Origin of the sequence: Pseudacidovorax sp., from assembly GCF_017991995.1 — a bacterium.
In the GTDB taxonomy this organism is placed as follows: Bacteria; Pseudomonadota; Gammaproteobacteria; order Burkholderiales; family Burkholderiaceae_C; genus Xenophilus.
The window spans coordinates 424147-436540 of the sequence record NZ_JAGOPN010000002.1; the positions used below are offsets into that span (position 1 = coordinate 424147).

A 12394-nucleotide genomic window follows, 5' to 3' on the forward strand; every position below is an offset into this window, starting at 1 on the left:
CGTGAACACCGCGGACGCGGTCGAACCCGCAGCCGAAGCCGCCAGCCCCGCCGTGCCGCGCCTGTCCCCGCTGGCGCGCCAGCGCCTGCTGTCCGGCCTGGCCCTGGTCGGCTTCTTCCTGGCCTGGGAGCTCATCTGCCTGGCCAGCGGCATCTCGGACCTGGTGCTGCCGCGGCCCAGCCAGATCGCCCGCGTGCTGATCGAGCGCATGCCGCTCCTGTGGCCGCACACGGTGCAGACGCTCTACACCACGCTGCTCGGCTTCGCGCTGGGCGTGGCGGCGGGCATCGTCATCGGCGTGGGCATCGGCTCGTCGAAGCTGGCCTATGACGTCACCTACCCCCTGCTGGTGGGCTTCTCCAGCATTCCGAAGGTGGCGGTGGTGCCGCTGTTCGTCGTGTGGTTCGGCGCCGGCACCGTGCCGGCGGTGCTCACCTCGATGGTCATCAGCATCTTCCCGGTGGTGGTCAACGTGGCCACGGGCCTCGCCAGCACCGAGCCCGAGCTGGAGGACGTGCTGCGCGTGCTGGGCGCGCGCAAGCGCGACATCCTGTGGAACGTGGGCCTGCCGCGCGCCATGCCCTACCTGTTCGCCTCGCTCAAGATCGCCATCACGCTGTCCTTCGTGGGCACCGTGCTGTCGGAGACGGTGGCTTCCAACCGCGGCATCGGCACCGTGATGATGATCGCCAGCGGCAACTTCGACGTGCCGATGGTGTTCGCCGGCCTCTTCCTGCTGGCGGCCATGGGCGTGCTGCTCTACGCGCTGTCGGCGCTGGTCGAGCGGCGCGTGACCGGCTGGTCGCAACGCAAGACCGACCTGGCGGCGACCGGCGCCTGAGATGCGAGGCCCCGTCCTCTTCACCTTCCAAGGAGCTTTCATGTCCCGCATCCTCTCTCGCCGCGCCGCTGGCCTGGCGCTGTCGGCCCTGTCCCTGCTGATGGCCGTGGGCGCCGCGCTGGCGCCCGCGCCGGCCGCCGCCCAGACCGAGACCCCGATCAAGTTCGTGCTCGACTGGAAGCTCCAGGGCGTGCATGCCTGGTACTACCTCGCGCAGGATCGCGGTTACTTCGCCCGCGAGAAGCTGGCCGTGACCATCGACCAGGGCGACGGCTCGGCGGCCACCGTCACGAAGATCATGGCCGGTGCCTACCAGGCCGGCTTCGGCGATGTGAACGCCATCGTGCAGAACGCCACCGCCAAGCCCGGCCAGGCGCCGGTGATGGTCTACATGCTCTACAACCGCGCGCCCTTCGCGCTGATCGCCAAGGCCGACGGGCCGATCCGCACGCCGCAGGACCTGCAGGGCCGCACCGTCGGCACGCCGGCCGGGGGCGCGGCGGCCCGCATGTTCCCCGTCATCGCGGCGCGCACCGGCATCGATGCCGCCAAGGTCGCCTGGACCAATGTGGCGCCCAACCTGCAGGAGCAGCTGCTGCTCAAGGGCCATGTGGATGCCGCGGCCGTGTTCTCGGTCACCAGCTACATGAACCTGGTGGCACAGGGCATCGACCCCGACAAGGACATCCGCTGGTTCCACTACGGCGATTACGGCGTGGAGCTCTATGGCAACGGCGTGATGGTGTCGCAGCAGCTGCTGCGCGAGCGGCCCGAGGCCGTGGCCGGCCTGGTGCGGGCGATCAACCACGCGGTGCGCGACACCATCGCCGATCCCGACGCGGCCATCGCCGCGCTGGTCAAGCGCGAGCCGCTGCTGAACAAGGACCTGGAGAAGCGCCGTCTGCTTTACACGCTCAAGACCGTCATGCTCACGCCCGAGGTGGCCACGCAGGGCCTGGGCGACGTGAGCGATGCCCGCTTCGCCCGCGGCTTCCTGCAGCTCAAGGAGGCCTTCGACCTGCCGCGCGTGCCCACCGCCGCCGAGGTGTTCGATCGCCGCTTTCTGCCGCCCCTGGCCGAGCGCACGGTCGCCAAGCGATGAGCGCCGCCGTCCCCACCGCCATCGACTGCGCCTGGCTGCTGCGCGAGCCCGGTGCCGCGCCCGCGCAGCGCGACCGACGCATCCACTTCGAAGGCGGGCGCGTGGCCGCCATCGAAGCGCTGCCCGACCCGGTGCCCGGCCGCCGTCGTCTGGCGCTGCCGGCGCTGGCCAATGCGCACGACCACGCGCGCACCGTGCGCAGCGCCACGCTGGGTGCCTTCGGGCAGCCGCTCGAAAGCTGGCTGCCATTCCTGGGCGTGGTGCCGGGCATGGATCCGTACCTGTGCGCCGCGACCTCCTTCGCCCGCTCGCTGCGCAACGGCGTGGTGGACCTGATGGTGCACTACACCCGTGTGCAGGGCGGCCTGCCCTATGTCGACGAGGCGGCGGCCGTGGGCCGGGCCGCACGCGACGTGGGCGTGCGCATCGGCTTCGCGGTGGCCCTGCGCGACCGCCACGGGCTGGGCTACGCGGATGACGCGACGGTGCTGGCCGCGCTGCGCCCGGCCATCCGCGACGACATCGCCCGCCGGCTGTCGGCGCCCTCCGTGCCGCCTGCGCTGCAGCTCGCGCTGGTGGAGGAGGTGGCGCAGCGCTTCGCGGCCGAGGGCCTGGGCGCGCATGCGGACCTGCAGTACGGCCCCACCGGCGTGCAGTGGTGCAGCACGCCGCTGCTCGAAGCCATCGCCCAGGCCTCGGCCGACACCGGCCGCCGCGTGCACATGCACCTGCTGGAGACGCAGTACCAGCGCGCCTGGGCCGACGCCGCGCATCCGGGCGGCATCGTGCGCTTCCTGGACGACATCGGCCTGCTCGGCCCGCGGCTCACCCTGGCGCACTGCACCTGGGCGCGGCCGGAAGAGCTGGCCCTGATCGCCGAGCGCGGCGCGACCATCGCGGTCAACACCAGCTCCAACCTGGGCCTCCAATCAGGCATCGCCCCGCTGGCGCAGATGCTGGCGAGCGGCTGCCGCGTGGCCATGGGGCTGGACGGCATGGCCTTCGACGAGGACGACGACGCCCTGCGCGAAGCACGCCTGGCCTATGCGCTGCACCGCGGCTGGGGCTACGACACCACCATGACGCCGGCCCAGCTCTGGCGCTTCGCCTCGCGCGGGCGCATCGCACCGGGCGAGCCGGCGGACCTGCTGCTGCTCGACTGGGACACGCTGGACGACGACGCGCTGTTCGACGACGTCGACCCGCTGGACCTGCTGCTCGCCCGCGGCACCGGCCGGCATGTGCACACCGTCATCGCCGGGGGGCGCACGGTGGTCGAGGCCGGCCGCGTGCTCGGCGTGGACGAGGTCGCCCTGCAGGTCGAGCTGCGGGCGCGCATGCGTGCGGCCCTGGCGGCGGATACTGCCCATGCCGGCTGGCGCCGCACTGTCCAGGCCTTCGCCGAGGACATGGCCCCCTTCTGCCGCGACGGCCGCTTCCTGGGCGGCTGCTGCTGACCCTTCTCCTTTTTCCAGAATCCCTCTTCATGACCCGCATCCGCATCCAGGCCGCCGGCTTCGACTTCGTCGCCGAAACCCATCCCGACGCGCCGCAGACCGTGGCCGCCTTCCTGCAGCTGCTGCCCTACCGGCAGAAGCTCATCCACGTGCGCTGGAGCGGCGAAGGCTGCTGGGTGCCGCTGGGCGAGTTCCGCCTGACCAACGAGGGCGCGCCCGTGGGCTTCGAGAACCACACCAGCCATCCGTCACGCGGCGATGTGCTGTTCTACCCGGGCGGCTACAGCGAGACCGAGATCATCCTGGCCTACGGCGCCTGCAGCTTCGCCAGCCGCATGGGCACGCTGGCCGGCAACCACTTCCTCACCATCGTCGAAGGCCGCGAGCACCTGCCCGAGCTGGGCCGGCGCGTGCTGTGGGAAGGCGCGCAGGACGTGGTGTTCAGCCTGGGCTGAGCCGCCCCGCAAGCCAGTTGCCCCGCGGCCGGATCGGTGACCCTCAGAGCGTGAAGTCGTAGTCGATCGTGATCGGCGCGTGGTCGCTGAACTTGATCGTCTTGAAGATGTGCTCGCTGCGCGCGAGCTGCGCCATGGCCGGCGTGGCCAGGTGGTAGTCCAGCCGCCAGCCCACGTTCTTGGCATAGGCCTGGCCGCGGTTGCTCCACCATGTGTAGCAGGCGTCGGTGGTGTCGGGCTGCAGGTGGCGATACACGTCCACCAGGCCCGCGCCCTCGGCGCCGGCGTCGAGCAGGCGCGTCATCCAGGCGCGCTCCTCGGGCAGGAAGCCGCTGTTCTTGAGGTTGCCCTTCCAGTTCTTCAGGTCGGCCTCCCTGTGGGCGATGTTGATGTCGCCACACAGGATGAATTCGCGGGTGCGCTTCAGTTCCACGAGATAGGGCATGAAGCCTTCCAGGAAGCGGAACTTGGCGGCCTGCCGCTCCTCGCCCGAGCTGCCGCTCGGGAAGTAGCAGCTGATGATCGACAGCTTGCGCGCCGGCGTGTCGAAGCGCAGCTCCAGATAGCGGCCCTCGGCGTCGAACTCGGTGTTGCCCCAGCCGATCACGATGTCGGTGGGCTCGTGCTTCGTGTAGATGGCGGTGCCGGCGTAGCCCTTCTTCTCGGCGAAGTGGAAGTGGCCGTTCAGGCCGGCCATTTTTTCGAAGCGGCCCTGCACGTCGCTGGCCTGGACGCGGATCTCCTGCATACAAATACAATCCGGCGCCGCTTCGGCCACCCAGTCGGCGACCCCTTTTGTCGAGGCGGAACGCAGGCCGTTGAGGTTGAGGCTGGTGAGTTTGAACACGTTTCGAGGAATCCGGATGGCAGTGGACGAGAGGCAGCAGCAGCATCAGAACGAGCGCCTGGCGCAGGACTTCGTGGCGTTCGCGATCGAGGCTGGCGTGCTGCGCTTCGGCGAGTTCAAGACCAAGGCCGGGCGCCTCAGCCCCTACTTCTTCAACGCGGGCCTGTTCAACGACGGCGCCCGCATCGCGCGGCTCGCGGAATTCTATGCAGCGCGCCTGATGGACTCCGGCCTGGAGTTCGACATGATCTTCGGCCCCGCCTACAAGGGTATTCCCCTGGGCGCGACCGTTGCGGCCGAGCTGGCGCGCCGCGGCCGCAACGTGCCCTTCGCCTACAACCGCAAGGAAGCCAAGGACCATGGCGAGGGCGGCTCGCTGGTCGGTGCGCCTTTGGTCGGCCGGGTGCTGATCGTGGACGACGTCATGTCCGCCGGCACTGCGGTGCGCGAATCCATCGCCACCATCCGCGCCGCCGGTGCCACGCCGCATGCCGTGGCCATCGCGCTGGACCGCCAGGAACAGGCGACCGAGAACGGCCAGGATGTGCCCCACAGCGCGGTGCAGTACGTGCGCGATCAGCTGGGCATGGCCGTGGTGGCCATCGCCACGCTCGACGACCTGCTGGCCTACCTGGACCAGCGCGCCGGCGCCGACCTGCGCGCCCACCGTGCCAGTGTTCAGGCCTACCGCGAGCGCTACGGTGCCTGATCCGCGCAGCCCCGCCGTCGCGCGGGCGCTGCGCACGCTGGCGGGCCTTGCAACGCTTGCCGTCGGCGGGCTTCCTCCGGCCCAGGTCCAGGCCCAGGCCACCGCAGGCGGCGCGCCGGGCAGCATCTACAGCTGCACCGATGCGGGCGGACGGCGCCTGACCTCCGATCGATTCATCCCCGAATGCGCCGACCGGCTGCAGCTGGAGCTGTCGCCCAGTGGCAGCGTGCGGCGGCGCATCGAACCCGCGCTGTCGCCGCAGCAGCAGGCGGAGCGCGACCAGCGCCGCAAGGACGAGGAACGGGCCGCGGCCCAGCGCAGGGACGAACGCCGGCGCGACCTGGCGCTGCTGGCGCGCTACCCCGATGCGGCGGCGCACGACCGCCGGCGCGCCGAGGCGCTGGCCCAGGCCGAAGCGGAAATCGGCGCCGCGCGCAAGCGGCTGGCCGAGCTGGCGCAGGCGCGCCGCAAGCTGGACGAGGAACTGGAGTTCTACAGCAAGGACCCGTCCCAGGTCCCTGCGGCGCTGAAGGCACGCCTTGCCGACAACGCAGCGGCCGTCACGCTGCAGGAGCGGCTGCTCCACGAGCAGCAGGGCGAGAAGCAGCGCATCGACGCCCGCTTCGACGAGGAGCGCCAGCGCCTGGACCGGCTCTGGGGCCTCAGCCCCCCAGCCGCGCCTTCAGCAACGCGTTGACCTGGGCCGGGTTGGCCTTGCCCTTGCTCTCCTTCATCACCTGGCCGACCAGGGCGTTGAAGGCCTTTTCCTTGCCGGCGCGGTATTCGGCGATGTTCTTCTCGTTCTTCGCGAGCACGTCGTCCACGATCTTCTCCAGCGCGCCGGTGTCGTTCATCTGCTTGAGGCCCTTGGCCTCGATGACGGCATCGACCGACTCGCCTTCGCCGCTCCAGAGTGCGTCGAAGACCTGGCGGGCGGCGTTGTTGGAGATCGTGCCGTCGCCGATGCGGCCGATCAGCTGCGCCAGCTGGGCGGGCTTGACCGGCGCGGCGTCGATGGCCGTCTCCTGCGTGTTCAGGCGCTTGGCGATCTCGCCCGACAGCCAGTTGCTGGCCAGCTTGGGCGTGGCGCCCGCGGCCACGGCGGCATCGAAGTAGGCCGCGTGCGCCGGGCTCTGCGTGAGCTGCGTCGCGTCGTAGTCGGTCAGGCCGAAGTCGCGCACATAGCGCTCGGCCATCGCACGCGGCAGCTCGGGCATCTGCGCCTTCACCGCATCGACCCAGTCGCGTCCGATCACCAGCGGCGGCAGGTCGGGGTCGGGGAAGTAGCGGTAGTCGGCCGCGTCTTCCTTGGTGCGCATGGCCCGCGTCTCGCCCGTGTCGGGGTCGAACAGCACCGTGGCCTGCTGGATGGCGTGACCGTCCTCGATCTGCTCGATCTGCCAGCGGATCTCGAAGTCGATCGCCTGCTGCATGAAGCGGAAGCTGTTGAGGTTCTTGATCTCGCGGCGCGTGCCCAGCGGCTGGCCCGGTCGGCGCACCGACACGTTGGCGTCGCAGCGGAAGGACCCTTCCTGCATGTTGCCGTCGCAGATGCCGATCCAGGTCACGATCTTGTGCAACTCGCGCGCATAGGCCACGGCCTCGGCGGAGGAGCGGATGTCGGGCTCGGTCACGATTTCCAGCAGCGGCGTGCCGGCGCGGTTGAGGTCGATGCCCGACTGGCCGACGAAGTCCTCGTGCAGCGACTTGCCGGCGTCTTCTTCGAGGTGGGCGCGCACCAGGCGCACGGTCTTGAGTTCCTCGCCCAGCCAGAAGCTGACCGAGCCGCCCTGCACGACCGGAATCTCGTACTGGCTGATCTGGTAGCCCTTGGGCAGGTCGGGGTAGAAGTAGTTCTTGCGCGCGAAGATGCTGCGCGGCGCGATGGTGCTGCCCAGCGCCAGGCCCAGGCGGATGGCGCGCTCGACGGCGCCGCGGTTCATCACCGGCAGCGTGCCGGGCAGGGCCAGGTCCACGGCGCAGGCCTGCGTGTTGGGCTCGGCGCCGAAGGCGGTGGGCGCGCGGCTGAAGATCTTGCTCTCGGTGGAGAGCTGCGCATGCGTCTCGAAGCCGATGACGACTTCATAGCCCTGCACCAGCGGGCCGGTGGGGCGGCCCTCCTGGGCGGCGGCGAAGGTGTTGGTCTCGGTGCTCATCTCAGAAGCCGGTGGGCGTGCGTTGGTGCCAGTCGGTGGCCTGCTGGAAGCGGTGGGCGGCGTTCAGCAGCCGGCCTTCGGCGAAGTAGTTGCCGATCAGCTGCAGGCCCACGGGCATGCCGCCGTCGAAGCCGCAGGGCAGCGAGAGGCCCGGCAGGCCGGCCAGCGAGCCGGGCAGGGTGAAGATGTCGGCCAGGTAGTCGGCCACGGGGTCGTCGCTGTGCGCGCCGATGGCCCAGGCCACGGTGGGCGCGGCGGGGCCGGCGATGACGTCGCAGTCGCGGAAGGCCGCCTGGAAGTCGTCCGCGATCATCCGGCGCACCTTCTGCGCCTGCAGGTAGTAGGCGTCGTAATAGCCGTGCGAGAGCACGTAGGTGCCGATCATGATGCGGCGCTTGACCTCGTCGCCGAAGCCTTCGGCGCGGGTCTTCATGTACATCTCGGCCAGGTCCTTGTACTGGCTGGCGCGGTGGCCGAACTTCACGCCGTCGAAGCGGCTGAGGTTGGAGCTGGCCTCGGCCGCGGCAATGATGTAGTAGACGGGAATGGCCAGCTCGGTGCGCGGCAGGCTCACTTCGACGCGGCGGGCGCCCAGCTTCTCGTACTCGGCCAGGGCGGCCTCGATGGCGGCGCGCACGCCAGGCGCCACGCCCTCGCCCAGGAATTCCTTGGGCACGCCGATGCGCAGGCCGTCGAGCGAGCCGGTCAGCCCCTGCGAGAAGTCCTCGGCCGGGCGGTCCAGCGAGGTGGAGTCGCGGTCGGGGTCGGGCCCGCACATGGCCGACAGCAGCAGGGCGCAGTCCTCGGCCGAGCGGGCCATGGGGCCGGCCTGGTCCAGGCTGGAGGCGAAGGCGATCATGCCGTAGCGGCTGGCGCGGCCGTAGGTGGGCTTGATGCCGGTGATGCCGCAGAAGCTGGCCGGCTGGCGGATCGACCCACCGGTGTCGGTGCCGGTGGCGGCGGGCGCCAGGCCGGCGGCCACGGCCACGGCGCTGCCGCCGGAGGAGCCGCCGGGCACGCGCGCCGTGTCCCAGGGGTTGCGCACGGGCACGGGCTGGTCGGCGCCGACCGCGGGCACCGCCACGTTCTGGTTGGACGAGCCCATGGCGAATTCGTCGCAGCTGAGCTTGCCCAGCGTGACCATGCCGGCCTCGCCCAACTTGCGCACCACGGTGGCGTCGAAGGGCGACTGGTAGCCGGCCAGCATGCGCGAACCCGCGGTGCTGGGCCAGCCGGTGGTCACGAAGATGTCCTTGTGGGCGACGGGCACGCCGGCCAGCGGGCCGGCGCTGCCGGCCGCGATGGCTGCGTCGGCGGCGCGGGCCTGGGCGAGCGTCGCGTCTTCATCGACGGCCACGAAGGCGCCCAGGTCCTGCCGGGCGGCCATGCGGCCCAGGAAGTGCTGGGCGGTCTCCACGGCAGAGACTTCGCGGGCGGCCAGGGCGCGGGCCAGGTCGGCCACACCACGTTGGTGCAGGTCGGGCGCGCTCATTCGATCACCTTCGGCACGAGGAACAGGCCGTTCTCGACGGCGGGGGCGCTCTTCTGGTTGGCCTCGCGCTGGTTGGGCTCGGTGGCCGCGTCGTCGCGCAGGCGAAGGACGATGTCCTCGATGGCGGAGACGGGGTGCGACAGCGGCTCGACCCCGGTGGTGTCCACGGCGCGCATGCGCTCGACGAGGTCGAAGAAACCATTGATCTGGCCGCGCAGGCGTTCGCTTTCTTCGGGCGCCAGCGCCAGCCGCGCCAGCGACGCGATGCGCGCGGTATCGGTGGTGGAGAGAGACATCGGAAAAACCCAGAGAGCAGGCGCCCCGTTTGCATGCAGAAGGGCCTGCAAGTAGGGAAAGCGCCAGGGGGAATCGGGTATTATCCCGCCTTTGCCGCAACTGCCGCCAATGTGCCGGCACGGCCGCCACGGCGAGCGGCAAAGCCACCCAACTCCTCCCTTTTTCTCTCTTCACCTCAGGGGCGACGCCGGTCCGAAGCGCCCGCCGTGCCCCTCCGCAAGGACATCGCCCATGTTTGGAGCATTCCGTCGGTATTTCTCGACCGACCTCGCGATCGACCTCGGCACCGCCAACACCCTGATCTTCGCCCGCAACAAGGGCATCGTGCTGGACGAGCCCTCGGTCGTCGCCATCCGCCACGAGGGCGGTCCGCACGGCAAGAAGGTCATCCAGGCCGTGGGCGCCGAGGCCAAGGCCATGCTGGGCAAGGTGCCCGGCAACATCGAGGCCATCCGCCCGATGAAGGACGGCGTGATCGCCGACTTCGTGATCACCGAGCAGATGATCAAGCAGTTCATCAAGATGGTGCATCCGCGCACGCTGCTCACGCCCAGCCCGCGCATCATCATCTGCGTGCCCTGCGGCTCGACCCAGGTCGAGCGCCGCGCCATCAAGGACGCGGCCGAGGCCGCCGGCGCCACCTCGGTCTACCTGATCGAGGAGCCCATGGCCGCCGCCATCGGCGCCGGCCTGCCGGTGTCCGAGGCCTCGGGCTCCATGGTGGTCGACATCGGCGGCGGCACCACCGAGGTGGGCGTGATCTCGCTGGGCGGCATGGTCTACAAGGGCTCCGTGCGCGTGGGCGGCGACCGCTTCGACGACGCCATCATCAACTACATCCGCCGCAACTACGGAATGCTGATCGGCGAGCCCACGGCCGAGACCATCAAGAAGAACATCGGCTCGGCCTTCCCCGGCTCCGAGGTCAAGGAGATGGAGGTCAAGGGCCGCAACCTCTCCGAAGGCGTGCCGCGCAGCTTCACCATCAGCTCCAACGAGGTGCTGGAGGCCCTGACCGATCCGCTCAACAACATCGTTTCGGCCGTCAAGAACGCGCTGGAGCAGACGCCGCCCGAGCTGGGCGCCGACATCGCCGAGCGCGGCATGATGCTGACCGGCGGTGGCGCGCTGCTGCGCGACCTCGACCGTCTGCTGGCCGAGGAAACCGGCCTGCCCGTGCTGGTGGCCGAAGACCCGCTGACCTGCGTGGTGCGCGGCTGCGGCATCGCCCTGGAGCGCATGGACCGCCTGGGCAGCATCTTCACCAGCGAGTAAGCCAGGACTGTGTTCGCAGGCCGGCCCGGTTGCACGGGCCGGCCTTTTTGCCATATAGACGCCCAGCCATTCCGCAAGGTCCGACCCCATGCCGCTCGGCACGCTCGACCGCTCCGCGCCGCCCCTGTTCAACCAGGGGCCGTCCGCGCTGTCGCGCTTCGTCTTCTGCAGCGCGCTGGCCGTCTTCCTGATGGTGGCCGATGCGCGCTTCGACGTGGTGGCGCCGGTGCGCACGGCGCTCGGCACGCTGCTGTTCCCGCTGCAGTGGGCGGTGCTCAAGCCGGTGCAGTGGGTGTCGGCCACCAACCGGCAGTTCGAGGACCTGGCCACCGCCCAGCGCAACGAGGCGGAGGCCCGGCGCCGGCTGGTGCTGCAGTCCGAACGGGCCAGCCAGGCCGATGCGCTCGCGCGCGAGAACGCCCGCCTGCGCACGCTGCTGGAACTGCGGCAGAACGCACCCACGCCCGGCCGCGCCGCCGAGGTGCTGTATGACGCCGCCGACCCGTACACCCGCAAGGTCGTCATCGACCAGGGCCAGGTGCATGGCATCGCCGCGGGCTCGCCGGTGATCGACGAGCAGGGCGTGCTGGGCCAGGTGACGCGGGTGATGGCCTTTTCGAGTGAGGTGACGCTGGTGATCGACCGCGACCTGTCCATCCCCGTGCAGAACACGCGCACGGGTGCGCGCAGCGTGGCCTTCGGCGATGCCGGTCCGCACAGCGCGGGCATGGAGCTGCGCTTCACCGCCGCCAACGCCGACGTGCGCGAGGGCGACCTGCTCTCCACCAGCGGCGTGGACGGTGTCTACCCCGCGGGCCTGCCGGTGGCGCGCGTGGACCGCATCGACCGCCGGGCCGACACCGCCTTCGCGCGCATCCACTGCGTACCGCTGGCCCGCGTCGGCGCGGCGCGCTACGTGATGGTGCTCACGCCCGTGGGCGAGGCGCCGCCCGTGGTCCGGCCCAGCCCTGCGGCCGCGACGGGCGACGCGCGCAAGTCCGACCGGCCGGGCCGCAGGAACGACACGCCCGCCTCCACCATGCCCGCTCCGGCCAGTCGGCCCGGTACGCCGGCAGCGTCCCCCGCGCCAACGGCGCCGGCGACCTCTGCGGCACCCAGGGTCGCCGCGCCGGCACCGGCGCCCGCCCAGGCGCCGCGCGCTTCGACGAGCCGCCCACCGGCGGCAGGAGGCGCCGCGCCATGATCATGCGCCCCGGCCAGGAGCAGCTGCTGCTGCCCGTGCGGCCGCTCTTCATCTGGGGCAGCCTGTTCGTCGCGCTGCTGTTGAACATGCTGCCCCTGGGTCGCCTGCCCTGGATGCCGGACCTGCTGGCCGTGGTGCTGGTGTTCTGGGGTGTGCACCAGCCCGCCCGCATCGGGCTGGGCGCGGCCTTCTTCTTTGGCCTGGCCATGGACGTGCACGAGTCCTCGCTGCTGGGCCAGCACGCGCTGTCCTATGCCACGTTGAGCTTCTTCGCCATCACCATCCACCGGCGCCTGCTCTGGTACCGGCTCTCGGCCCAGGCGCTGCAGCTGGTGCCGCTCTTCTCGCTGTCGCGGTTGATCGAGCTGGGCATCCGGCTGGTCGGCGGCGGCATCTTCCCGGGCTGGATCACCCTGCTGGGCGCCGCCCTCGAGGCGATGCTGTGGCCGGTGGTCACCTGGCTGCTGCTGATCCCGCAGCGCCGGCCGCCCGAGCAGGACGAGAACCGCCCTCTGTGAGTGCGGGTCTTGCTATGCATGCCCTCGCTGGCGCCCTAAGC

At 70.8% G+C, this 12394-nt stretch carries 13 protein-coding genes; 9 read left to right on the forward strand and 4 right to left on the reverse strand.

Going from position 1 to position 12394, the window contains the following annotated elements; genetic code table 11:
• Position 1: 1 nt before the first annotated feature.
• The 4 genes from KBC94_RS04280 to KBC94_RS04295 are packed head-to-tail and all read left to right on the forward strand — an operon-like array spanning position 2 to position 3855.
• Positions 2 to 841, forward strand: a complete 840-nt coding sequence (locus KBC94_RS04280) for an ABC transporter permease (protein ID WP_294366632.1) — start codon at positions 2 to 4, stop codon at positions 839 to 841.
• A gap of 40 nt (positions 842 to 881) precedes the next feature.
• The gene (locus tag KBC94_RS04285; RefSeq protein WP_294366633.1) at positions 882 to 1943 is read left to right on the forward strand and encodes an ABC transporter substrate-binding protein; all 1062 of its coding nucleotides are present in this window, start codon (positions 882 to 884) and stop codon (positions 1941 to 1943) included.
• Positions 1940 to 3400: an amidohydrolase family protein gene (locus tag KBC94_RS04290; protein ID WP_294366635.1), complete on the forward strand. Its 1461-nt coding sequence runs from the start codon at positions 1940 to 1942 to the stop codon at positions 3398 to 3400. Before KBC94_RS04285 ends, KBC94_RS04290 begins: the two co-directional genes overlap by 4 nt.
• Before the next feature lie 29 nt (positions 3401 to 3429).
• Positions 3430 to 3855, forward strand: a complete 426-nt coding sequence (locus tag KBC94_RS04295) for a DUF3830 family protein (RefSeq protein ID WP_234197256.1) — start codon at positions 3430 to 3432, stop codon at positions 3853 to 3855.
• Positions 3856 to 3898: 43 nt separating this feature from the next.
• Here KBC94_RS04295 and KBC94_RS04300 read toward each other — a convergent pair whose 3' ends face one another.
• Positions 3899 to 4702, reverse strand: a complete 804-nt coding sequence (locus tag KBC94_RS04300) for an exodeoxyribonuclease III (RefSeq protein ID WP_294366638.1) — start codon at positions 4700 to 4702, stop codon at positions 3899 to 3901.
• Positions 4703 to 4718: 16 nt separating this feature from the next.
• Between KBC94_RS04300 and pyrE the strand changes: the two genes are divergently transcribed.
• Together pyrE and KBC94_RS04310 are read left to right on the forward strand one after the other, a co-directional pair.
• Positions 4719 to 5411 (forward strand): orotate phosphoribosyltransferase, encoded by a 693-nt coding sequence (gene pyrE, locus KBC94_RS04305; protein WP_294366640.1) that lies wholly within the window; start codon positions 4719 to 4721, stop codon positions 5409 to 5411.
• The gene (locus KBC94_RS04310) at positions 5404 to 6108 is read left to right on the forward strand and encodes a DUF4124 domain-containing protein (protein WP_294366641.1); all 705 of its coding nucleotides are present in this window, start codon (positions 5404 to 5406) and stop codon (positions 6106 to 6108) included. Before pyrE ends, KBC94_RS04310 begins: the two co-directional genes overlap by 8 nt.
• On the opposite strand, the gene gatB is transcribed toward KBC94_RS04310, so the two are convergent.
• The 3 genes from gatB to gatC are packed head-to-tail and all read right to left on the reverse strand — an operon-like array spanning position 6074 to position 9355.
• Positions 6074 to 7567: an Asp-tRNA(Asn)/Glu-tRNA(Gln) amidotransferase subunit GatB gene (gatB, locus tag KBC94_RS04315; protein WP_294366643.1), complete on the reverse strand. Its 1494-nt coding sequence runs from the start codon at positions 7565 to 7567 to the stop codon at positions 6074 to 6076. The two genes, KBC94_RS04310 and gatB, sit on opposite strands and share 35 nt — an antisense overlap.
• A gap of 1 nt (position 7568) precedes the next feature.
• Complete coding sequence (gene gatA, locus KBC94_RS04320; RefSeq protein WP_294366644.1) at positions 7569 to 9059, reverse strand: Asp-tRNA(Asn)/Glu-tRNA(Gln) amidotransferase subunit GatA; 1491 nt, start codon at positions 9057 to 9059, stop codon at positions 7569 to 7571.
• Complete coding sequence (gene gatC / locus KBC94_RS04325) at positions 9056 to 9355, reverse strand: Asp-tRNA(Asn)/Glu-tRNA(Gln) amidotransferase subunit GatC (RefSeq protein ID WP_294366646.1); 300 nt, start codon at positions 9353 to 9355, stop codon at positions 9056 to 9058. The genes gatA and gatC overlap by 4 nt, the downstream gene beginning before the upstream one ends.
• A gap of 232 nt (positions 9356 to 9587) precedes the next feature.
• Between gatC and KBC94_RS04330 the strand changes: the two genes are divergently transcribed.
• The 3 genes from KBC94_RS04330 to mreD all read left to right on the forward strand — a co-directional run bounded on the left by KBC94_RS04330 (position 9588) and on the right by mreD (position 12353).
• A complete protein-coding gene (locus tag KBC94_RS04330; RefSeq protein ID WP_017757081.1) occupies positions 9588 to 10631 on the forward strand; it encodes a rod shape-determining protein in 1044 nt (347 codons plus the stop codon).
• A gap of 88 nt (positions 10632 to 10719) precedes the next feature.
• The gene (mreC, locus tag KBC94_RS04335) at positions 10720 to 11835 is read left to right on the forward strand and encodes a rod shape-determining protein MreC (protein ID WP_294366650.1); all 1116 of its coding nucleotides are present in this window, start codon (positions 10720 to 10722) and stop codon (positions 11833 to 11835) included.
• Complete coding sequence (gene mreD, locus KBC94_RS04340) at positions 11832 to 12353, forward strand: rod shape-determining protein MreD (protein WP_294366652.1); 522 nt, start codon at positions 11832 to 11834, stop codon at positions 12351 to 12353. Before mreC ends, mreD begins: the two co-directional genes overlap by 4 nt.
• The last annotated feature ends 41 nt before the right edge of the window (positions 12354 to 12394 follow it).